Raw genomic sequence first — 23,453 nt, forward strand, 5'->3', positions numbered from 1 at the left:
TATCCCTCATCCTTCTACTAAAAGGAGATCCTCATTAAAATCTTGGAATTGAATGATAAATGGTAAACCTTCGGCTACCACGTTGAATCTCGATTTTTACATCGCCACCAGCAATAACCTGGTCAACCATAGATTGGTCCTGACTTATGTTACCGACTGGGTTGTCATTTACTGCGACCACAACATCCCCAGCTCTCAAACCAAGAGCCATCAGTTGCCTGGCTCTCCTGGTTACTCGATAACCATCATCAGTGACCTCAAGTCCCATTCTATTCACCAGCCCCTGTGGGTCATTCATGGCCTCATCCCTAATAGATGACACCATATTTTCTACCGCCTGCTCCATTGGAGACGAGTTATCGTTTTCACGCTGATCAACGATATCGTCATTCATCCGGCCACTACTGACAAATGTCTGATCACTCGGCCGTTCTTCAAACCGCAATGTTTCATGCTGGCGATTCCGTTCAAGTATGACCCGGTCCTCAAAAACCTGAACCAGCTTCGCCTGCCCAAAAATATCATCATTGACATGAAAATATTCACCATCAGCTTTTTTCTTGGCAATCACAGCCGTTCCAAGCATCGGGTCCTCAGTAGCAAACACGCCCTGAAGTTCCAGACTTAAACGCGTGTCAGGAGCATCTTCAATGACCGCAGTCTCCACCGGCACCTCTTCCTTGGCCTCACCAAATAGATGCGCACCGGGTAACCGACTACCAACATCATTAGCGGTATTTGAAGTTCTCATGGAACTATCTGTTTTTAATACAGGAACAAGCACCTCTGGCGGAGGTGAAATAAACGCCCATGTTGCCAGCGCAGCCCATCTGGCCGCCAGTACCACAACCACCATTATCAACCAAGGCATCAATTTCGATGAAATGGTTAACACCAGTTTAGAAGACACCATGCACTAAAATACCTTTTGTTTAGAGCTGAATATGACATCCTGATTGCCGGTCGGCCATGCCTCCTTGGCAACCTCCACGATATGCTTGTGTATATTCACAGTCATCCATCCATCAGCCTGTAGTTCTCCCGAAACAATAGGCTTAGCCTCTTTATCCCGAATTGAAAATGTCGTTTTATCTGCGACCGGAGTTGCAATTATGTCCATAGCAGGAATATCACGTGTATGCATATCCCGACCAACTGGGTAACTTACATTACCACCTGTCCAGTTAGCCTTTGCATTGATGTCAGACACAACACCAGTATAAGTTCCCTGGAGTGAAACCGTTTCCACCCAAAGACGCCCGGATACACTCAACTTATATCCAGTCAAATAAGGATTTACTAATTTATCTTCCAGATAACCGTGCAAGTCGTTCACTTTAAATCCGGAGAACCCGGCAGATAAGTGACCACTTACATCAGCAACGGGATTGGTAATTGTTATATCACCTGCAACTCTGGCCATTAGCAGACTTGCAGGATTTATTTGCCATTTAACCGTCGCCATTTCTCGGTTAAAAGAAATATTGCCACTACCTTGCCATAAAGTCCCATTTAAATTACTTAGCTTTATATTCCGCACCTGCAAGTGAGGAGAAACCTGTCTCCATATAAAACTTACAGGTGTATTAACCAGCGCAAACAGCAGGTATAAAACAACAAACAGGGGAATCCATATCCGGGCTTTCAACATTTAGCAATAATCTTTTGTAGATAATAGTTCAAGATAATCAACAAGATACCACATTTATTTAAAAACAAGTGCATTTCCTCACAATGGTTTACCAAAATAAGATTCACTTCGCACTGCCAGAAAATTTATTACACTACCCACACAAAAAAGCCCGCAGATCTGCGGGCTTTTTGGATTGGCTGGGCTAGTGGATTACATCATTCCACCCATGCCGCCCATACCTCCCATGCCACCCATATCAGCACCGGCAGCTGGTTTTTCTTCAGGTAATTCAGTAACCATTGCTTCAGTGGTAATCATCAGACCAGCCACAGAAGATGCCGCTTGCAAAGCAGTACGGGTTACTTTGGCTGGGTCAATGATACCCATTTCAACCATATCACCGTACTCTCCGGTGCCAGCATTGTAACCAAAGTTACCTGAACCGTCTTTCACTTTAGACAGAACAACAGCGGCCTCTTCACCAGCATTGTCAACAATTTGACGCAGAGGTGCTTCCATAGCACGCAGAGCCAGATTAATACCAACATTCTGATCTTCGTTATCGCCAACCAGATCTGACACCATAGAAGTTGCGCGAACAAGCGCCACACCACCACCAGGTACAACGCCCTCTTCAACCGCTGCGCGAGTAGCATGCAACGCGTCATCAACGCGAGCTTTCTTCTCTTTCATTTCAACTTCAGTGGCCGCACCAACTTTGATAACAGCTACACCACCGGCCAATTTAGCTACGCGTTCCTGAAGCTTTTCTTTATCATAATCCGAGCTAGACTGTTCGATTTCCGCACGGATCTGCTCTACACGCGCTTTGATATCAGCCTCAGCTCCCGCACCATCGACCACAGTGGTATTTTCTTTGGTCAGAGTAATACGTTTTGCTGATCCCAGGTGTTCAAGAGTGGCACTTTCGAGGCTCAGGCCAACTTCTTCAGAAATTACGGTACCACCAGTCAGAATCGCCAGATCTTGCAGCATTGCCTTACGACGATCACCGAACCCAGGAGCCTTAGCTGCTGCAACTTTAACAATACCTCGCATATTGTTCACAACCAGAGTCGCCAGGGCCTCGCCTTCAACGTCTTCAGCAATGATCATCAACGGACGGCTGGCTTTGGCTACGCCTTCAAGCACAGGGATCAGATCACGAATGTTGGAAATCTTCTTATCAACCAACAGGATGTAAGGATTTTCCAGTTCTGCACTCATGGATTCCTGGTTCGTAATGAAATACGGAGACAGATAACCGCGGTCAAACTGCATACCTTCCACAACATCCAGCTCGTCAGCGAAACCACTGCCTTCTTCAACAGTGATCACACCTTCCTGACCAACTTTTTCCATTGCTTTGGCAATCAAGTCACCAATTGTTGCATCAGAGTTAGCGGAAATAGTTCCAACCTGAGCAATCGCTTTGGAATCAGTACATGGCACAGCAATTTTCTTTAATTCTTCAACAACTGCCGCAGATGCTTTATCGATCCCTCTTTTGAGATCCATAGGGTTCATGCCCGCCGCTACTGCCTTAAGACCCTCAGTTACGAAAGCCTGGGCAAGAACGGTTGCCGTAGTGGTACCATCACCGGCTTCATCATTGGCTTTGGATGCTACTTCTTTAACCATCTGCGCACCCATGTTTTCGAACTTGTCTTTCAGCTCAATTTCTTTCGCAACGGAAACACCGTCTTTAGTAACCGCAGGAGCACCAAACGACTTGTCCAGGACAACGTTACGGCCTTTAGGTCCCAAGGTCACTTTAACTGCGTCTGCCAGCAGGTTTACACCTGTTAACATTTTTGCACGAGCAGAATTACCGAACTTAACGTCTTTAGCTGCCATTATTTTTTTCCTTTCAAAGAATTCAATTAACCAATTAACTTTACACTAGGAGCCGAACTTTACTTTTCCAACACACCAAAAATGTCGGACTCGCTCATCATAAGAAGCTCTTCGCCGTCAATTTTTACAACCTGCCCGGCATACTGGCCAAATACCACTGTGTCACCCACTTTTACGTCCAGAGGTCTCACCTCTCCATTTTCCAGTATGCGACCATTACCCACAGCAAGAACTTCACCCTGCTGCGGTTTTTCCTTGGCGGACCCTGGTAGTACGATGCCGCCTGCTGTAGTGGTTTCTTCTTCCATACGGCGTACCACAACGCGATCATGCAAAGGACGGATATTCATTGACCGTTTCTCCTGTCAAATATGATTTGTAATAAAGTTATTTAAGAGACTCCCTACGGAGAGTCATGTTAATTTTGACTTCCCCGAAGTTGGGGATCAGGTTCAGGATTTCAATAGGTAAAAGATTTATTTTTATTCTTTTTTTTCCAGATCGGTGTACTCACCTTCGATAATCTGCCCTCTCTGACTGGAGCGATTGCCACCGCCAGCAGGGCCTCTGAAATAAGTCTTGCGGGCAATCGCCTTACCAATTGTCGTTTTCGCCAGATGAGCCCTCAACGGAGGGACCAAGAGCATAAACCCCATAAAATCCGAAATAAAGCCCGGGGTAAACAACAAAACAGCCGCCACCAGCAACAGCAACGCCTCCACCAGCTCAAGTGCTGGAACCTTTCCTTCCTGTGACAACACCTGAGCGCGTTGCAGTACAGTAAAACCCTGCCTGAAAATAATCGCTATGCCTATTGTCGCTGTCAAAAACACCAGCAGCACTGTATTAATCGCACCAATAAGCGCCCCCACTTTAATCAAAACGATTAATTCAATGATAAAAGCAAGTAACAAAACAAATATTAACGGCATTCACGTCACTCTATACAGAAAGGATAACCCACTATATTGTCATGGTTCCGGGATATTCAACCGTGTAGCGGAAAACAGACTAACGGCTAATCCCGAAAATTATTGAACTGAAGAGGCAACTCGAGCTCTGATTCCCTCAGCAAGGATATAGCTTGCTGCAAATCGTCTCGTTTCTTTCCGGTCACCCTGACTTGATCTCCCTGAATGGCTGCCTGCACTTTTATCTTGGAGTCTTTGATCAACTTCACGATTTTCTTACCAAGCTCCTTATCTATTCCTTGCTTAACCGTGGCAACAAGCCTTATACGCTGCCCTGAAACTATAGGTTCTGCCCAGTCCAGGCATTTCATATCGATTCCCCGCTTAATGAATGCCTGCTCTATAATTTCCCTCATTTGTCTGATCTGGATGTCGGCCTCACTAATGAGAATTACCTGTCCATCCTGCAATTCAAATTCAGCTTCCACTCCCTTAAAGTCAAAACGGGTCTCTACAACTCTTCTGGCTTGGTCTACAGCATTGGTCAATTCATGTTTATCTACTTCAGAAACGACATCAAAAGATGGCATTATTAACTCCTTAATATGCGAACAAATACTGATAACTCATAGAATAATGGGGTACAATGTGGCAATTTCCCAGGCCAGTCAAGGAAGGCTCTTTTGAAAAAGTCAGATATATCGATTGTTATCGTCGACGATGCCAAGTTCAGTAGTGCCCTGATCAAGAAAGTGCTGTTATCTGCAAATTACACTGACATCCGTGTGACATCCTCTGCTTTTGAAGCAATCGAGGCACTAAAAGCCCGCCCCGCTCACATTCTGATGGCCGACTGGATTATGCCGGAAATTGATGGTCTTAAACTAACCAAAGCAGTGCGCAAACTGAACCAGGAACAAGGGTTCTTTACATACGTTATGCTTTTGACCGCCAAGGACTCGAACGATGCTATAGAGGAAGCATTCAACAAAGGGGTGGACGATTTCATCAGCAAGACAGACATTAAACAACAATTATTGCCCAGAACCCTCGCTGCCACTCGTTCCTCGGTACAACAGAATAACGCTATTATCCGCCACAAAGCCCTTGAACATCAGGTTCTACAGCTGCGCAAAAACACTTTGTGGGATACAGAAAGCGGAATTGGAACACCCGCTTTATTGTTAAGCCAGATATCCAAAGGCACCAAACAAGTGGCTCAACGCGGCGGAGCAATAGGGCTGTTGACGGTGAGAGTGGAAAATGCGAATGATATTCAGACAACACATGGGCACCACATATACAGGGAATTGCAAAAGATTGTTGCAGAACGCCTTCGTCAATTCGTCCGCCCCATGGATCTGACAGCCAGAGTCAATGGCAATACCCTGGCTGTATTATTCATGCTGCAGGATGGAGAGACCTGCAACCCCCACTCCTTCAAGCGTGTTTATGAAGGCCTGGAAAAACGCAGCTATCTTACCTCAGCAGGCTATCTGACCATTGATCTGAGCGTGTCATTTATCCAGGTTAACCACAACCACCCAATCCAGGATTCGAAGGAACTGATTCAAAAAGGCATCAATTTATTGGCCAAGTCGAAAGAATCTAAACGGGTTGAAAGCTGGTTTGACAGCAAGGGGTCACGCGGATCAACAGAAATTACCGTCGTGCAGTAAATAACGTCCACCCATCCTGTCTCTCACCTATCTGCCGGATTCACTTCCATGATTGCGCCAGTCCGGGCGTTTCTACACAATACCCTGATATCCAATCAAGTTGGTGCATATTTTGGTATTTCATATATTAGGGGCAGGAGCCATTGGCACATTATTAGCCACTCTGCTTGCAGACAATACTCACCAAGCCATTCTGATCGACAGGGCTCGTACGCCAAAGTTCGATGTCACAAGGAATCGACATGATACCGTGGCGCATTATCGTTTTAAGGGCCTGGACGAAAACAGACCAGCTTCCCATTTACTGCTTTGTACCAAAGCCCAACATGTCATTACTGCAACCCGCTCAATCGAACATCTGATTAGTAGCGATACCATAATTATTGATCTGGCCAATGGGATGGGACATCAACAGGAACTGTCTACAACCTACCCCCACAACCCGGTTCTCTATGGTTCAGTCAGTCATGGCGCATACTGGGCTAATGGAAAGCTGATATATGCAGGAGAAGGCGAAATTCACATTGGCCACCCTAATGGCCAAAGACCCGAATCCATCCCCACACTGCCAAATTGTTTTCTCTGGTCAGAAAACATCATCACAAAACTATGGTTGAAACTGGCAGTAAACTGCGCGATTAACCCTTTGACGGTCATAAACAATTGCAAAAATGGCGAACTGCTGAGTTATTCCGACACACAGACTATCGTGGATTCCATCTGTTCTGAAGTTGAACAGATTGCACTTAGACAAGGCATATCCTTACCTGACACCCGCCAGGTAGTTCATCAGGTGCTGAAAAACACCGCCGACAACAGCTCTTCGACACGACAGGACTACCTGAATGGTAAAAGTCTGGAGCTTGAATATATCAATGGCTACATTGTCACCGAAGGAACACGACTCGGTGTGGCGACGCCTGCCAATCGCCAAATGCTGACAGCGGTGTCCAAACTTATACAAAAGTAAAGAACGCTTATGTTTATTAAACGATGGTATTCAGGACTGCCTATTCGCAGAAAAATACTGTTTCTGGCATTTTCGATAATGACCATGCTCAGTCTTCTTGCACTCATCACTTTGATCAGCATTACCTACAACCTATCAAGTGACCGCATTACGTCAGAATCACTCAGATCAGTCGCACACCTGCTGAATACAGACCCATACCTTGCCAGGATTCTGGACTCGCAAGAACAGGCCGTATCCGCACTTGCCTGGATTGATGAATTTCCATTAATCACTGCTGCAGCCATTTATCGGGATGGAGCGTTATATGCCCAATATCCAGCCGGATACGCCTTTTCCGGTATAGACATCCACGCAATTGAATCAATGTTTCACATTGACCAGCAGCTATCGTTCTCGGTACTTAACAGTCAGGAACATTTATTTGAACTGGCCCTGATAGGTCAGGACCGTCTGCTAAAGGATATTTTTCTGACCGGACTGGCAACGTTTTGCCTGGTTCAGCTGGTTGCCATTGTCCTAACGTTTATTGGTACCACGGTTGTTCAGAGAAGTATTACCAACCCTATCGCTCACTTGATGAAGATTTCACATATCGTATATTCCAAGGAAGACTTTCACGTTCGAGCCCAAAAGATAAACAATGATGAAATTGGTGCATTGGTAGATGCATTCAATGGCATGCTCAGTCGTATCGAGATACGGGACCTGCAACTACATGAAGAAAAAGAAAAAGCTGAACTCAGCGAACTGAATGCACAAAAGCTAGCCACGGAAACCAAAGAAGCCAATCGTAAGCTGGAGTTTGAGGTACATGTCAGAACCAAGATCGAACGAAAGCTCACTGAATTTCAAACATATTTGAACTCCATTATTAACTCCATGCCGTCAGCGTTAATTGCAATGGATGATCATTTTTTTGTCACTCTGTGGAATACGGAAGCAACCAGCCTCAGCGGTACTTCCCTGGAAGTAGCATTGGGTGACAGTCTGGAGCAGGCTTTCCCGCTACTGGCAGATTATATGGACGATATCAGCCATGCTGTAATTGAGAGGGAGACAAGAGTGATCGAAAAAGTCAGTTTCAGACACCACAATGGCAAGCAGTTACTATTGAATCTGACGATTTACCCACTCATGCAATCTGATACCAGCGGATCTGTGATCCGCATAGACGACGTCACCGAAAAAATGCAGCTCCAGGAAGTGATTGTGCAGACGGAAAAAATGATGTCCGTAGGCGGGCTGGCAGCCGGTATGGCGCATGAAATCAACAACCCTCTAAGTGCCATCATCCAGGGTGCCCAAAATATTATGAGGCGACTTGATCCGGAGATGGAAAAAAACCGTGAAGTTGCCGAACAGTTGTCCGTCGATATCGTAGCCATACGACAATATCTGGAACAACGAAATATCCTGGCCTTTATCGACAACATTTATCAGGCCGGGGACAGGGCCGCCCACATCGTCACAAACATGCTGCAGTTCAGTCGCAAGTCCGGTCGCGATCTAAGTCCTCAAGATGTCTATACCATCGTTACCGAAGCACTGGAGATTGCCAGCAGTGACTTTGACCTGAAACAAGGCTTTGAATCACAGCAAATTTCCATTCTGAATACCTGTGAAGCAAATCAACATATTATCTCTTGTGCAAAACAAGAAATTGAACAAGTAATTATTAACCTTCTGAAGAATGCTGCCCAAACCATCAGGGAAAAATATGACACCCACCCAGACAATTACCAAGGCCTGATCTCCATTAGCTGTCATAACGATGGAGACTGTTGTGTCATTGAAATTCACGACAATGGCCTGGGAATGGAAGAAGAAACGCGCAAACGAATTTTTGAGCCGTTTTTTACCACTAAGGATATTGGTGTTGGTACCGGTCTTGGACTGTCCGTCTCTTATTTTATTATTACCTCACATCATCACGGCACCATGGAGGCAAAATCAACGCCTGGCGCCGGCACAACGTTCGTTCTCAAATTACCAATGGCGTATCAATAACGACATAATGCTTTGCCGGCCAATGGTCGCAGCATTCCAGATATGGCTGCATGTGATCCTCACGGGTAAAAATCACCCTCGCCAAAGATGCAGGATCATGGCCTTTTCGGTCCGATAAAGATTGACGCTGAATGAGACTCAATACCCGGCGGGCAATGGCTCCTCCAGAATCAACACAAACCACACCCGCACCCAAAACCTCCTGGATCTCCTCACGCAACAAAGGGAAATGAGTGCAAGCCAGCACCATACGATCCATATCCTGAAAATCACTGAACGGTGACAGGATGTCAGCAATTTCGGCAAGATTGACCGTTTCAGCACGCAACTTTTGCTCAGCAATCTCCACTAATCGGGAACTACCGATCATGCGCAACTCACAATGACTGGCAAAATCATGGATCAATTTTCGAGTATAGGGTCTGGCAATCGTCGCCGGAGTTGCCAGCAGTCCTATTTTACCTGTCTGCGACTGTTCAGCCGCCGGTTTGATAGCCGGAACCACCCCAACGACAGGAATATCAAAATGAGATCTGAGCATACCAAGAGCAGCGGTACTGGCGGTATTACAAGCTACCACAATCATATCGGCATGGCAGTATGACTGTAACCGCATCATGACCTGTTGAATACGTGACACCAGAAAACTTTCTTCCCGGATCCCATAAGGAAAAGCTGCGTTATCGGCCGCAAAGAAAATATCAACCCCTGAGACCAGTTTTTTTATTTCTGCAACGATAGATAAACCACCAACACCGGAATCAAATACTAAAACTCTGACAGGTTCACTCATATATATAGATACTTAAATAAAACTGGCCGGATTATAACAGCTCTGTACTATTGTCGAAGCCGCTCACTGACAAAGCGGTAACTGCCTGGTCCGATGATCTGCACCTGGGCTCGGAATTTTTCATGGGTATGAGCATTTTCCAGAGTCAGATTTAAAAAAACAACCTTTCCCCTGGAGCCGAATTCCGGTAACCCGACAATTCGGAATGGCCCTTCGTGACTGATCTCGGTAACATTTACCATCGACACCCTGCCCTCCTCGCAGTCACATATCCATTGTATCCATAACTGGTGAGTCAGATAACGACTTTGGTGTGCTGTAATAATCAGCCGAAAGTACCCCTGTCGAGTTCCCTGTTGCCATTGCCCCTCAGTCTGAACACTGACCACTTCTGTGGGCATTTCATATATCCGGTAATGCAGATTGGTTTCAGCATTCGAAACAATCGGTACCATCACCCACACACAGACTACCAGCAAACGCAGCAACATAATGGCTATCCTTTTTGATTCTATTATAGTCAGTGATATGACCCTGTTTTGGTGGCAGTAAACACCACTCTCACTCAGCATATTTTGCTAGCTGATGATTTTTTTTAGTTTAGAAACTCATCAACACGCCGATAACAACAGTATTCGTCACTGAAGGAAGCTACTATGAATCAAGTTATACTCGGTAAGCGATTGTTGTCCGATACTGAAATCATCTGGTACTGCCGTGGTCCAGAAAATGTCCGTCAGTTGTCGTTGTCAGAATTGCAAAAAATAGCGACAGATGCTGCTTTGCTCAGTTCTCTAATCATGATCAGACTGTGTAAACAAGACACCCACCCATATCCTTTTAAAAATCTTAACCGGCATTAAGCTGGTTAAATTTCATACACCTTAGTTTTTCTAATGGGATGCCATAAAATAATTCGAATCAGCCCAGATTCACATACGCAAGGGAATCGATTAACCTGCCCCGCCCAATGATTGATTCAAATCCCAAGCGAGGCCAGAACTAATGTCATTGACTCTGAAACGTACGCCTTTGTACTCATCCCACATCGACAGTCAGGCCAAAATGGTCGATTTTGGCGGCTGGGAAATGCCCATTCATTACGGTTCGCAAGTGAAAGAACACGAAGCCGTAAGGGCCGGTGCAGGTATGTTCGATGTCTCACACATGACGGTTGTAGACGTTGAAGGCAAAGACAGCAAGGCATTCCTGCAAAAACTGCTGGCCAATGACGTTGATAAACTGAAAATCGAAGGAAAAGCACTTTATTCCGGAATGCTGAACCCACAGGGAGGGGTCATTGATGATCTTATCTGTTACCTCACCGATTATGGCTACCGTCTGGTGGTCAATTGTGCTACCCGCGAGAAAGATCTGAACTGGATCAATCAGCAAGCCGCCGATTATTCCGTTACCATTTCTGAGCGCCCTCAACTGGCAATGATTGCCATACAAGGACCGGAAGCCATCGAAAAATGCTGTTCAGTCGTACTCGAAATGGCTGACACCATAAAATCTCTCGCCATTTTCCAGGGAAAATTCTGTCAGGACTGGTACATTGCCAGAACCGGTTATACCGGTGAAGACGGCCTGGAAATCATGCTACCCGATACACAAGCAGCAGAATTCTGGTCAAAACTTAAAAACGCTGGAGTACATCCCTGCGGCCTGGGCGCACGTGATACCCTAAGGTTGGAAGCCGGCATGAATCTCTATGGCAACGACATGGATGAATCCGTTTCCCCGCTTGAAAGCGGCATGGGATGGACCATCGCCTGGGAACCTGTCGGGCGCGATTTCATTGGTCGAAGCGCACTGGAACAGCAAAAACAAGCCGGTGTATCTTATAAACTGACTGGACTGGTGCTAGAAGAGAGAGGCATTATGCGTCCTCACCAGACCGTTCACTTCAGTCATACTGAGGTAACTGGTGAAATTACATCCGGTTCATTTTCCCCAACTCTGGGCATTTCCATCGCCTTTGCCCGGGTACCCGCTGATGCTGCCGGAACATGCCATGTTGACATACGCGGCAAGCGCATTCAGGCCCGTATCGTCAAACTGCCGTTTGTAAGAGCAGGCAAAAAAGTATTTGAGTAGCCAGATCGAATCAATATCATAGGCTCTGCCTGTAAACTCAACAGCATTTATTCGGGATTTCAGCCATTCTCCGGCTGAAATCCAAAAAAGCAACGCAACTAGGATTACTAAAGATGAGCAACATTCCCGGTGATTTGAAATATACCTCGTCTCACGAATGGGTCCGTGAAGAATCTGAGAATATCATTACGATTGGGATCACAGACTTTGCCCAGGAACAATTGGGGGATGTCGTTTTCGTCGATCTGCCTGAAGAAGGCACCGAGGTGACTGCCGGAGATTCCATCGCTGTGGTTGAATCTGTGAAAGCGGCTTCGGATATTTATGCCCCCGCAACCGGAACTGTTATTGAAATCAACGAAACCCTGGTTGATTCACCTGAACTGGTGAATGAAGATCCGTATGAAAACGGCTGGTTCTTCAAAATACAGCTGGCTGAAGGCGAAGCTGCTGAAGACTTGATGGATGCTGAATCCTATCAGGATCAGTGCTCAGACTGACCTTCAATCCTGGGGAAGCCGGCTCAACCGGCCCCCCAAAACCCAATCTATAATTTTGCCTGCCCACCACAGGCCAGTCTCCTAATATTTTCGTCCTTTCAGGTGTCCCATGACCACAGGCTCAAAAACGTTACTGCAACTGCAAAATCATGATGAATTTCTGTATCGCCATATCGGCTCTAAAGAAGCAGATATACAGGCAATGCTGACGACTTCAGGTGCTGAATCTCTGGAAGACCTGGTACAGCAGATCGTACCGGATTCGATTCGCCTGAAAGAGGAGCTGGCTTTGGCGGAGGGTGTTCCGGAAAGTGTCGCCCTGAATGAATTACATGCCATGGCCCGGCAGAACATTATCTGTAAAAACTACATTGGTATGGGATATCACGACACCAAGGTTCCCAATGTTATTCTCAGAAATGTTCTGGAAAATCCGGGCTGGTACACTGCCTATACACCTTATCAGCCAGAAATTGCCCAAGGCCGCCTGGAAGCTCTGCTCAACTTCCAACAGATGATCATTGATCTGACCGGTATGGAAATGGCCAACGCCTCTCTGCTCGATGAAGCCACCGCAGCAGCAGAAGCCATGGCAATGGCCAAACGTTCCGTTCGGAAAAACAAGAGCCAGCTGTTCTTTGTGGATGAAAATGTGCTGCCACAGACGTTGGACGTCGTAAAAACACGGGCAGAATTCTTCGGTTTTGATGTTGTCAGTGCTCCATTGGCTGAATTACACCAACACGATGTGTTTGGTGCATTGTTTCAATATCCCGGACTGAATGGTGAAGTTCCGGATCTGGGCCCATTTATCCAACAACTGCATGATCGTGATGCAATTGCCATTGTGGCGGCCGACCTGCTGTCTCTGACACTACTGAAATCACCTGGGGAAATGGGTGCAGATATAGTATTGGGTAATGCTCAGCGCTTTGGCGTACCGATGGGATTTGGCGGACCTCATGCCGCCTTTTTTGCCACTTTGGATAAATACAAACGCTCTATCCCAGGCAGAATTATCGGTGTTTCTATCGACAGCCGCGGCAATCGTGCGCTTCGAATGGCGTTACAGACCAGGGAACAGCATATCCGTCGCGAAAAAGCCAACTCCAACATATGTACCGCGCAGGTTTTGCTGGCCAACATGGCTGTCTTTTACGGTATTTATCACGGTCCTGATGGTATCAAGGACATTGCTGCCCGTATCCACCGCCTGACAACCTTGCTGGCGAACAAATTACGGACTTCGGGTCTGACCGTTCTTAACCAGTCCAGCTTCGATACCCTGACGGTTCAAATGGACGCCACGTTCGAAGCTGCTGTAGAGCGTGCCAAGGCAGCTCAAATCAACTTCCGTGTTAACCCGGACAACCAACAAATTGGCATTTCCCTGCACGAAAAAACCACTGCAGAAGATGTAAAAGAAATCGTCACTGTTCTCACCAATGACCAAAATGACTGGGATATTTACCAGTCAGATCAATCTGTTACGGCAAATTTGATACCTGAGTCCATGATACGAACGTCATTATTCATGACCCATCCAGTATTCAACAGCCACCATTCAGAAACAGAAATGATGCGATATCTGCGGTTGCTGGAAGGCAAAGATCTGGCTCTTAACCAGGCAATGATCAGCCTTGGTTCCTGTACCATGAAATTGAACGCTGCAGCAGAAATGATGCCGGTTAGCTGGCCTGAATTTGCTGATATTCATCCGTTCGCACCAGCAGAACAAACACGCGGCTATTTGGCCATGATCACCAGCCTGGAAGATATGCTCAAGGCCATTACCGGTTTTGATGCAGTTAGCATACAACCTAATTCCGGTGCCCAGGGAGAATACACCGGGCTGCTGGCCATTCAGAAATATCACCAGAGCCGTGGGGATTTCCATCGAAATATCTGTCTGATACCCAGTTCTGCCCACGGCACCAATCCGGCTTCTGCACAAATGGCCGGCCTCAAAGTGGTCGTGGTTAAATGTGATGAAAATGGTAACGTCGACCGGGCAGACCTGGATCAAAAAGTGGATCAGCTCAAAGATCAAATCAGCTGCCTGATGATGACCTATCCATCAACACACGGAGTGTATGAAGACGGCGTCAAAGAGATTTGCGAACTGATCCATTCTGTCGGTGCCCAGGTTTATATGGATGGTGCCAACCTCAATGCCCAGGTGGGTCTGACACGGCCAGCAGACATCGGCGCTGACGTTTCTCACATGAACCTGCACAAAACCTTTGCCATTCCACACGGTGGCGGCGGTCCGGGTATGGGCCCGATTGGAGTACGCACTCACCTGGCCCCATTTTTGCCAGGCCACAGTGTCAATCCGGTACATAACGTTGGCATCCATGGCGGAGCAGTCTCAGCAGCACCTTATGGTAGCGCCAGTATTCTGCCAATCAGCTGGATGTATATCAGAATGCTGGGAAAACAGGGGCTGAAAGTCTCCACTCAAATGGCATTGCTAAATGCCAACTACCTCAAAGACAGACTGAAAGAGCACTACCCTATCCTTTACACCGGTCGTAATGATCGGGTTGCCCACGAATGTATTGTTGATCTGCGCCCATTAAAAAACGAAACAGGTATTACTGAAGTAGACATAGCAAAGCGGCTGATGGACTATGGCTTTCACGCCCCGACGATGAGCTTTCCTGTCGCAGGAACCTTCATGATTGAACCGACAGAAAGTGAATCGAAGAAGGAAATTGACCGCTTTGCCGATGCCATGATTGCAATAAAGAAAGAGATCAATCAGGTTAAAAATGGAGTCTGGACACTGACAGATAATCCGCTGGTCAATGCTCCACACAGCCAGGCGGATCTGATGGATCAAAACTGGTCCCACAGCTATAGTCGAGAGCAGGCTGCCTTTCCAAGTACGCACAGCAAGGTTTTCAAATTCTGGCCAAGTGTCAACCGTATCGACGATGTGTATGGCGATAGAAATCTGATCTGTACCTGTCCACCCGTTTCTGACTATGAGGAAGCCTGATGAGCACACAACTGATCCTGACAGTCATGGCTGATGACCAGCCCGGAATTGTCAAAAAACTTTCCGAATGCGTTGCCATGCATGACGGCAACTGGCTTGAAAGCAGAATGACAAGGATGGCCGGCAAATTTGCAGGCATCATTCGTATTGACTGCCATGATGACAAACTGAAATCTCTGCATACTCAACTGGATAAACTGATCAGTGCTGGAATCAGAGTCATCATCGACTACAGCGATATCACCGAAATCTCTGCCTATGAACACATTCGTTTTACGGTGACGGCCAATGACCGAACGGGGATTGTTAAGGAAGTATCCAACGTGCTGGCAGGCCTGGGTGTCAATATGGAAGACCTTGAGACCTTAGTCGAAAGCGCTCCCATGTTTTCCGGCCTGGTATTTACGGCGGAAATTGTTGCCACCCTTCCAGAATCGATGGAAGTACAAACGGTGGTAGACGCTCTGGAACAATTATCTGACGACCTGATCGTTGATATTCTTGAGTAATTCCGCACACAAAAGGGCCAGACAAATGTCTGGCCTCTTCCTTATTTAAGCCTCTGCTAATTTTTTGTTAAAAGCTGTTCCACCTCAATAGGCAGACTAGTTCCAAAACGCTATACTGGCGGTGTGGTACCGCCTGTATTAGATGTCCCATTACTCCAGGCGAGTTAAGGCTATGCTGACGGAACAAAGGATGAGAGCATGTGTGGCATTTTTGGAGTTTTCGGAAATCGGTTTAACCAATCTCATAAACGCGAAATCGCTCTCAGAGCAATCGCCCGACTCGATCATCGAGGCCCGGATGCATGGGGTATTTATAGCGCTCCGTTAGTTACATTAGGACATACCCGATTGTCCATCGTCGACGTTACTTACGGCCACCAACCCATGACAACTGATCACACAGTTATTTCTTATAATGGGGAAATTTATAACCATATAGAATTACGTGAAGAATTACAGAGTCTGGGTGTTCAATTCAATACACGTTGCGACACTGAAGTCATTTTACGGCTGTATGAACACAAGGGCACAGCCGCCTTCGCGCAATTAAACGGTCAATTCAGTATTATTCTTTGGGATAAACAACAGCAGAAACTGATACTTGCACGCGACCGTCTGGGCATTCGCCCTCTGTATGTCCTGTCATGGCAGGACACATTATTTGTCAGTTCAGAAATGAAGGCATTTGACGGAATAGACGGTTTCACCAGACAGTTATCTCCATCACAATTATTTGAACACGCGTTACTATGGAACACACTTTCCAACGGCACCATATACGATTCCATCCACAGTGTGGAATCAGGGACATTTGAAGAATACTTTGCCGACGGCCGGCAACATGTTCAGCGTTACTACCAGATTGGCGAACAATGGCAGAGCCAGTTTCGTCACACTGATTTCGACAGTGCCAAACGGGACTTTCAGGAACTGCTGGCCGACTCAGTCAGGCTGCGACTGCGCAGTGATGTACCCGTTGGAGCCTATCTCAGTGGTGGTATTGACTCGACAGTCATTGCCCATATCGTTCAACAGCAGACCGGTCATGAATTCAGTACATTCTCAGTTGCATTTGCTGATGATGAACTTGATGAATCCTACTATCAGCAACTGGCCAGCCGGGAAATCGGTTCCTCTCATAAAGCCATAAAGGTTACCCGCGCAGACATAGAAGCCAATCTGGCAAAAACGATACAACATACGGAACGGCCAATTTTCAGAACGGCACCGGTTCCTTTGCATCTGCTTTCCAAAACCGTACAGCAAAATGGCATCAAAGTGGTACTGACCGGTGAAGGTGCCGATGAAATTCTGTTTGGCTACGACACCTTCAAAGAACTAAAAATACTCGACCAATGGCGTCGCAGTGGCGATTCCGGGCAGGCGGCGCAACATATTAAAGAACTGTATCCTCATCTGGCACACTACGCCGACCCCAAACAGTTCGGCCTGATGAAAATGTATTACGAAGGATTTTTAAACGAATACGATAACGAGCTGGTCGGCCTTAATATTCGATTAAACAATAATAAAATCATCGCCAATTATTTTAATAAAGACTGGGAATTGAGTTTCGACAAAGAAGCACTGTTAGAAAAACTGAAAAGCACATTGCCGGCAGACTATGATAACTGGAGCCTGTTGCAGAAGAACTCATTCCTGGAAATCAAAACGTTGTTACAGGGTTACCTGTTATCATCCCAGGGCGACCGCATGGCTATGAGTCATAGTATCGAAGGTCGTTTCCCTTTTCTGGACCATCGCGTTATTGAAATGGCTTTTGCTTTACCGGACGAGTTCAAGTTGAACGGTTTTGACCAGAAACACCTGCTCAAGGAGTGCTACAAACATTCCATCCCGGAAGAAATTACCCGTCGCCCGAAAAGACCTTATATGGCGCCAGACCTGGTAGCATTTTTCGATGCGAACGGCCATCTGACCGAAATGGCTGAGTCATTGTTATCGCCTCAAACCATCTCAGATTATGGCCTGTTCGACCCGACCATGGTCAGTCGCTTCCTGCGCAAGTTCAGTAAGGGTGTTCCGGAAAATACCGGATACCGTGACAATATGATTTTTATTTTCATGCTGACATCACAGTTATGTCAGTACTGGATCAAGCACACAGAAAACGTATATCCGGATTATCAAAAGTGTACCGTCGATATTACGGATGATGGTAACGCCCTTCGCTAATGGAGAGAAGAATATGGAAAAGACACATAGCATCGAAAAACTGGTGACATTCATTACCGAGAATTACATGGTAGAACGTGACGAGGTACCACTGGATCGATCACTGATTGACGAAGGCATTATAGACTCCTTTGGTCTTATTGAAATAGCCGGATTTCTGGAGTCCACTTTTGGTATTCAGATCAAAGACGAAGACATGATTCGGGAAAATTTTGGTTCGGTTATAAAAATGATCGACTTTGCAGAGAGGAAGCAACAGTCATGACAGCCGCAATCCAACGCTGCACACAGTGTATTCTGTCTGCCAACTTCCCCAAGATTAAATTCGATGAACAGGGTGTTTGCAATTACTGCCGCAAAGAAGATAAAGACAGTTATCAAAACGACCAGTTCATTGCCGAAGCACGGCAACGTATCGAGACATTATTTAGCGAACGTCCACGCAACAGCGAATATGATGCTATTGTCTGCTACAGCGGAGGCAAAGACAGCACCTACACACTGCAACTGGCGGTGGAAAAATACGGTCTCAAAGTACTTGCCTTCACTCTGGACAACGGTTTTATTTCGCGGGTTGCCTTTAAGAATATCAACAAAGTAGTAGACGCGCTCAATGTCGACCACTGGGTATTCAGACCCGGTCGCAACAATTTCAATGCCATTACCCGCGCCAGCATTACCCAGGCTGTTTATCCAAAACATTCCCTGGCCCGTATTTCAGCCGGATGTAACAGCTGCATTTCCATCGTCAATACCACAGCGCTGAAACTGGCACTGGAAAAAAATATTCCCTTTATTCTGGCGGGATTCACACTCGGACAAATCCCTATCAATGGCATTATCTACAAAAACCATTACCAGTTTCTGGCCGAATCCAGGCAACAAAGCACAGATAAACTGAGACAGGCCGCAGGCAGTTCTGTGGATGAATACCTGGGCCTGAGTGAATCATTGCTACAACGCACCGACAACTACCCCCATAACGTCAACATTTTGTGCGTGGAAGATCTGAACGAACAACAGATCAAAGATGCCATCGCACCGCTGGGATGGGTTGCACCCAAGGATGTAGACGGCTGTTCATCAAACTGTCGCCTCAATACTTTCAACAACTATGCGCATGAAAGCATTTTTGGTTTCAACCCTTATGAAATGGAACTGAGTCATTTGATTCGAAAAGGCCTGATGACCCGTAGTGAAGCACTGGACAAAATTGCAGAACGACCGGAAGGCCAGATTATTCCTTTGATGAATGAATTAAGCATTACCGAGGACGACTTGCTGCAGGCCAGAGAAAAATATGCCGACAAATAACAATACGCCGGCCTCAATCACAGAGCAGCAGTTCTGGTTACTGGATCAACAGGGAGCCGGGTCTGCATACAATGTCATTTCCGCGTTCCGGTTCCGTCGCCTTGATCGCCAGAAGCTGCTGTCAGCCATTGAATGCATCATGTTGGCAACACCTGTTTTGCGTTCTGTGTACCGCATGCAGGATGGTGAATTATGGCGAATCGAAACAACTCAGTCGGCAGAAGTGATCACAGAGTCTTTTTCCGGTGCAGATATGGATACCCGGGCGCTGGCCTGGTTAAACACACAATCATCCAAACCTTTTAATCTGGCGGAAGGCCCACTGGTCCGATTGCTGTTTGCAGAAGAAAGTGACGAATACACACTGGTGTCCCTATGTGTTCACCACATTGTTATCGATCTGAAATCCAAAGACATCATTGCCCGACTGATTTCAGCACTATATGAATCACCCGATAGCAACGAAGTTCTCGATCAGCCGGAGCTGTTTCGTTATTCAGAATTCACCGCACAGCAACGAGACTGGGTTGCCTCCTTAGATTCGCAAACTGCCAAAGACTACTGGCTTAGCAATACTCAAGCTGCCTCACGTAACGTCCACATTGCCAGCCCACCTGTTCAACCTGAAGACAAAGCCGGCTATCTGCCCATCAATCTGGACGCATCACTGCAATCAGCACTGCAGCAGCTGGCTCAGCAGCAACGTTCCACCTTGTATCTCATTTTGTTGAGCGCCTATTACTACATGCTGCATAAATTCAGCGGGGTTAATAATTTCTGCCTGGCCATACCATTGTCCAATCGCAAAGCCGAGCTGTTTGACCAAACCCTGGGTTGCTTTGTGAATACCCTGCCCCTGTCGGTCGACTGTCAACCGGAAGACAGCTTTGTCACCTTGCTCGGAAAGATCCGGAAATCATTCCTGTTGACTCACCGGCATCAGCAACTGCCCTCGGTAACGATTCTGAACCTGGCCCGCAGCCACAATGGGCCACTCTATCGCCAGGGGTTCACATTTGAACATCCAATGCACCTTGCGCTACCAGGAGTCGAAACCGAGATCCTCAATATTCACCCGGATCAACCTCAGCTGGATCTGTTTCTACGAGGCTGGCTCAACGAAAATGGTCGTTTCGAAGGTCAGCTGGAATACCATCGAAAAGTACTCAGTGATTCAGTCGTACGGCGTTTCCGCGACTCTTTGATCCTGCTGCTGCAACAGATTGCCCAAAACCCGGATCTGCCACTCACATCGCATACGATGACATCTGCTGCTGATCTGCAACAAATTGCCGCATTCAATCAGACCGCCAGACAATACGACGAACCGCATACTTTAAAAGCACTGTTCGAACGTCAGGTCAGCAGAACGCCGGATCAAGTGGCATTGATCACAGAAAACAGCCAACTCAGCTACCAGCAGTTTAACCACCGCTGTAATCAACTGGCGCATCTCCTGTTGAACAATGGCGTTAAGGCAGGAACCGTTGTTGCTGTCAGTATCGAACGCTCTGTAGAGATGACGGTAGCCATCTATGCCACCATCAAAACCGGTGCGGCCTATCTACCCCTCGATACCACACTCCCTGCCGCACGTATTGAGCTGATGCTGGAGCAGGCCGGAGTCAGTACCGTACTGACCACAACCCATTGTCCGGCAGAGCCATGGTTACAGCAGCGCACACGAGTCAATGTGGATAGCAGCGAATATGAACACCAGCCCGTTGAAAACCCGGAAGCCACGATTCACGAAGACAATACTGCCTACGTGATTTTCACATCAGGCTCAACTGGCACTCCCAAAGGCGTCATGAACAGCCATAAAGGCATATGCAACCGCCTGTTATGGATGCAGGAACAGTTTCGTTTGAATGCACAGGATGTGGTGTTGCAGAAAACCGTTTACAGTTTCGACGTATCAGTCTGGGAACTGTTCTGGCCGCTGCAGACTGGAGCCACACTTGCGCTGGCTGCTGCCGATAGCCATAAAGATCCTTATCAGCTGGACAGGCAAATTCAGCACTTCAATGTCTCCCTGATGCATTTTGTGCCGTCGATGCTGTCAGCGTACCTGGCCATCAAACCTCACGCCAGTGAAGCACTTCGAACCGTAGTATGTAGTGGTGAGGAACTTCTGGTTTCCCATCAACAGGACTTTTTCAATCACTTTCCCGATACCGCTCTCTACAACCTTTATGGCCCCACCGAAGCAGCTGTCGATGTCACCTGCTGGCAATGCCGACCAGATCATTTGTCCGCGCCAACACCCATCGGAGCCCCAATTGCCAATACCCAACTGTATGTGGTGGACGACCAGGACCGGCAACAACCCATCGGCGTCATGGGTGAACTGCTCATTGGCGGCGTTCAGGTAGCTCAGGGATATATCCAGCAACCAGAGCTGACCGCCAGACAGTTCACTGCCAATCCGTTTGCTTATGGCATGGTTTACCGTACCGGCGACTATGCCCGCTGGAACGAACAGGGACAATTGGAATACCTGGGCCGCAAGGACTTTCAGATCAAACTCAACGGCGTACGTATGGAGCTGGCAGAAATCGAAAATGCCCTGGCCGCTCACGAAGCTGTTGATCTCTGTGCTGTCAGTGTCGGCCACGATCATCAGGGTCACGCATTTTTATATGCCTGTTACAGCACCCGTAATGGTCATACCGAGCTTGATAAATCAGAGCTGATCCAACACCTGAAAACCCGTCTGCCACAATACATGATCCCGGCCCGTTTTCAGTGGCTGAAACAATTTGCCCTGACAACCAGCGGCAAGCTGGACCGCAAACAACTGCCAGCGGTACAACTGCAACACGAACCTGTAGCCGTCACACAGCTGCAGAATCTGGATGAAACACAGGCACTGGTCATGGCTGCCTGGAGCCAGGTATTGGGAACCGGCAACATCGGTCTGGATGAGAGCTTTTTCGACGCCGGAGGAGATTCTTTTCAACTGTTGAAAGTCTTTGACATTCTCAAAGATCGACAGCAACGGCCACTGGAAAGCGTGGATATGTTTACCTATCCAACCATCCGGACTCTGGCCCGTTTTCTCGCCAGTGAAACACAACCGACACGCAGCGACACGCGCTCACGGGCCGCTGCCATGCAGCGTGCGGTCAAAGCCAGACCCAACCTGAACCGGCGTCGCTCATGAGTAAAGTTGTCATGATTACCAGTGCAGTTCTGGCAGGCGTTATAGTGCTGGCGTTGGTGGCAGGAATAAGCTTCATGAAAATGAAAGGCTGGTCGCGCACGTCTGTGCTGCTGGCGTTAAAAATGGAGGCCGACCAGATCAAGGATGATCAACATGTTCTGCCTTATCGCTTGTATCAACCCGATACCGATACTCAACAATCGTTACCACTGATACTCGTACTGCATGGTGCCGGCGAACGTGGAACGGATAATATCCGGCAACTGAATTACACGATCAAACAACTGGTATCCTCTGAATTTCAGAGCATACAACCGGCCTTCATCCTGGCACCGCAAAGTCCGCCCGGACAGGAGTGGACGGATAATCAGGTTATTGCCTTGCCGGCGGTCAACTATGATATACGGTCATCCAAACCAAACTGGAAACAACACCTGCTGATTCAACTGATTCATCAGTTAACCGTTGAATATCCCATTGATACCACGCGAATCTATTTAACCGGTTTTTCCATGGGCGCAACTGGCAGCTGGGAAATGCTGTATCACTATCCACAGATTTTTTCCGCCGCCGCGATCCTGAGTGGACGATCTGACCCGGCCATCGCAGAGACCCTTAAAGACATACCGATTGCCATCTTTCATGGTAAAGAGGACAAAACAGCTCCTCTTGAAAACTCTTTAGCCATGTATCAGGCACTGAAACCAATTAACCCACTGGTGACACTCAATGTCCTTGAAGCCGGACATAACATCAGTGGCCTGAGTTACACTACAGACCTTTATCGCTGGTTAGTGAATCACTGAACATA

Annotated in this window: 22 protein-coding genes; 14 read left to right on the top strand and 8 right to left on the bottom strand. The window is 47.2% G+C overall.

The genetic code is table 11. From position 1 onward, the window contains the following. Positions 1–34 precede the first annotated feature (34 nt). Positions 35–820, bottom strand: a complete 786-nt coding sequence (locus tag YC6258_RS20195) for a type II secretion system protein N (RefSeq protein ID WP_245627085.1) — start codon at positions 818–820, stop codon at positions 35–37. Here YC6258_RS20195 and YC6258_RS31045 point away from each other — a divergent pair. Further along, positions 750–920: a hypothetical protein gene (locus tag YC6258_RS31045; RefSeq protein WP_245627091.1), complete on the top strand. Its 171-nt coding sequence runs from the start codon at positions 750–752 to the stop codon at positions 918–920. The two genes, YC6258_RS20195 and YC6258_RS31045, sit on opposite strands and share 71 nt — an antisense overlap. Here YC6258_RS31045 and gspN read toward each other — a convergent pair. The 5 genes from gspN to YC6258_RS20220 form a co-directional block, all read right to left on the bottom strand. Then, entirely contained in the window at positions 917–1,651 is a 735-nt protein-coding gene (gene gspN / locus YC6258_RS20200; protein ID WP_044618522.1) for a type II secretion system protein N, read from the bottom strand. The genes YC6258_RS31045 and gspN overlap by 4 nt on opposite strands. 192 nt (positions 1,652–1,843) lie before the next feature. Then, positions 1,844–3,490, bottom strand: a complete 1,647-nt coding sequence (groL, locus tag YC6258_RS20205) for a chaperonin GroEL (protein WP_044618523.1) — start codon at positions 3,488–3,490, stop codon at positions 1,844–1,846. A 59-nt stretch (positions 3,491–3,549) separates the two neighbouring features. Next, positions 3,550–3,840, bottom strand: a complete 291-nt coding sequence (gene groES, locus YC6258_RS20210; RefSeq protein ID WP_044618524.1) for a co-chaperone GroES — start codon at positions 3,838–3,840, stop codon at positions 3,550–3,552. Between the two features lie 132 nt (positions 3,841–3,972). Beyond that, the gene (locus YC6258_RS20215) at positions 3,973–4,422 is read right to left on the bottom strand and encodes an FxsA family protein (RefSeq protein ID WP_044618525.1); all 450 of its coding nucleotides are present in this window, start codon (positions 4,420–4,422) and stop codon (positions 3,973–3,975) included. A gap of 86 nt (positions 4,423–4,508) precedes the next feature. Then, positions 4,509–4,991, bottom strand: coding sequence for a YajQ family cyclic di-GMP-binding protein (locus YC6258_RS20220; protein ID WP_044618526.1), 483 nt, complete (start codon positions 4,989–4,991; stop codon positions 4,509–4,511). Between the two features lie 93 nt (positions 4,992–5,084). Here YC6258_RS20220 and YC6258_RS20225 point away from each other — a divergent pair, with 93 nt between their 5' ends. The 3 genes from YC6258_RS20225 to YC6258_RS20235 all read left to right on the top strand — a co-directional run bounded on the left by YC6258_RS20225 (position 5,085) and on the right by YC6258_RS20235 (position 9,060). Then, entirely contained in the window at positions 5,085–6,080 is a 996-nt protein-coding gene (locus YC6258_RS20225) for a GGDEF domain-containing response regulator (protein ID WP_044618527.1), read from the top strand. Positions 6,081–6,192: 112 nt separating this feature from the next. Continuing rightward, positions 6,193–7,050: a ketopantoate reductase family protein gene (locus tag YC6258_RS20230; protein WP_044618528.1), complete on the top strand. Its 858-nt coding sequence runs from the start codon at positions 6,193–6,195 to the stop codon at positions 7,048–7,050. A 9-nt stretch (positions 7,051–7,059) separates the two neighbouring features. Beyond that, the gene (locus YC6258_RS20235) at positions 7,060–9,060 is read left to right on the top strand and encodes a sensor histidine kinase (RefSeq protein ID WP_044618529.1); all 2,001 of its coding nucleotides are present in this window, start codon (positions 7,060–7,062) and stop codon (positions 9,058–9,060) included. On the opposite strand, the gene murI is transcribed toward YC6258_RS20235, so the two are convergent. Then, entirely contained in the window at positions 9,035–9,853 is an 819-nt protein-coding gene (gene murI, locus YC6258_RS20240) for a glutamate racemase (RefSeq protein ID WP_052830436.1), read from the bottom strand. The genes YC6258_RS20235 and murI overlap by 26 nt on opposite strands. A 47-nt stretch (positions 9,854–9,900) precedes the next feature. Beyond that, positions 9,901–10,344 (bottom strand): hypothetical protein, encoded by a 444-nt coding sequence (locus YC6258_RS20245; RefSeq protein ID WP_044618530.1) that lies wholly within the window; start codon positions 10,342–10,344, stop codon positions 9,901–9,903. 165 nt (positions 10,345–10,509) lie between these two features. Between YC6258_RS20245 and YC6258_RS20250 the strand changes: the two genes are divergently transcribed. The 10 genes from YC6258_RS20250 to YC6258_RS20295 all read left to right on the top strand — a co-directional run bounded on the left by YC6258_RS20250 (position 10,510) and on the right by YC6258_RS20295 (position 23,448). After that, the gene (locus YC6258_RS20250; protein WP_044618531.1) at positions 10,510–10,716 is read left to right on the top strand and encodes a hypothetical protein; all 207 of its coding nucleotides are present in this window, start codon (positions 10,510–10,512) and stop codon (positions 10,714–10,716) included. A gap of 142 nt (positions 10,717–10,858) precedes the next feature. After that, on the top strand, positions 10,859–11,953 hold the full coding sequence (gene gcvT, locus YC6258_RS20255) for a glycine cleavage system aminomethyltransferase GcvT (protein ID WP_044618532.1): 1,095 nt from the start codon (positions 10,859–10,861) through the stop codon (positions 11,951–11,953). A gap of 113 nt (positions 11,954–12,066) precedes the next feature. Beyond that, positions 12,067–12,453 (top strand): glycine cleavage system protein GcvH, encoded by a 387-nt coding sequence (gene gcvH / locus YC6258_RS20260; RefSeq protein ID WP_044618533.1) that lies wholly within the window; start codon positions 12,067–12,069, stop codon positions 12,451–12,453. Between the two features lie 109 nt (positions 12,454–12,562). Then, a complete protein-coding gene (gene gcvP, locus YC6258_RS20265) occupies positions 12,563–15,457 on the top strand; it encodes an aminomethyl-transferring glycine dehydrogenase (protein ID WP_044618534.1) in 2,895 nt (964 codons plus the stop codon). Continuing rightward, the gene (locus tag YC6258_RS20270) at positions 15,457–15,966 is read left to right on the top strand and encodes a glycine cleavage system transcriptional repressor (protein ID WP_044618535.1); all 510 of its coding nucleotides are present in this window, start codon (positions 15,457–15,459) and stop codon (positions 15,964–15,966) included. The genes gcvP and YC6258_RS20270 overlap by 1 nt, the downstream gene beginning before the upstream one ends. 198 nt (positions 15,967–16,164) lie before the next feature. Further along, positions 16,165–18,162: an asparagine synthase (glutamine-hydrolyzing) gene (asnB, locus tag YC6258_RS20275; RefSeq protein WP_044618536.1), complete on the top strand. Its 1,998-nt coding sequence runs from the start codon at positions 16,165–16,167 to the stop codon at positions 18,160–18,162. A gap of 13 nt (positions 18,163–18,175) precedes the next feature. Further along, positions 18,176–18,427 (top strand): acyl carrier protein, encoded by a 252-nt coding sequence (locus YC6258_RS20280; RefSeq protein ID WP_044618537.1) that lies wholly within the window; start codon positions 18,176–18,178, stop codon positions 18,425–18,427. Further along, the gene (locus YC6258_RS20285) at positions 18,424–19,476 is read left to right on the top strand and encodes an adenine nucleotide alpha hydrolase family protein (protein ID WP_044618538.1); all 1,053 of its coding nucleotides are present in this window, start codon (positions 18,424–18,426) and stop codon (positions 19,474–19,476) included. The genes YC6258_RS20280 and YC6258_RS20285 overlap by 4 nt, the downstream gene beginning before the upstream one ends. Further along, positions 19,463–22,642: a non-ribosomal peptide synthetase gene (locus tag YC6258_RS20290; RefSeq protein ID WP_044618539.1), complete on the top strand. Its 3,180-nt coding sequence runs from the start codon at positions 19,463–19,465 to the stop codon at positions 22,640–22,642. The genes YC6258_RS20285 and YC6258_RS20290 overlap by 14 nt, the downstream gene beginning before the upstream one ends. Next, positions 22,639–23,448 (top strand): carboxylesterase family protein, encoded by an 810-nt coding sequence (locus YC6258_RS20295; protein WP_044618540.1) that lies wholly within the window; start codon positions 22,639–22,641, stop codon positions 23,446–23,448. The genes YC6258_RS20290 and YC6258_RS20295 overlap by 4 nt, the downstream gene beginning before the upstream one ends. Positions 23,449–23,453: the final 5 nt, after the last annotated feature.

Origin of the sequence: Gynuella sunshinyii YC6258, assembly GCF_000940805.1 — a bacterium.
Lineage (GTDB): Bacteria > Pseudomonadota > Gammaproteobacteria > Pseudomonadales > Natronospirillaceae > Gynuella > Gynuella sunshinyii.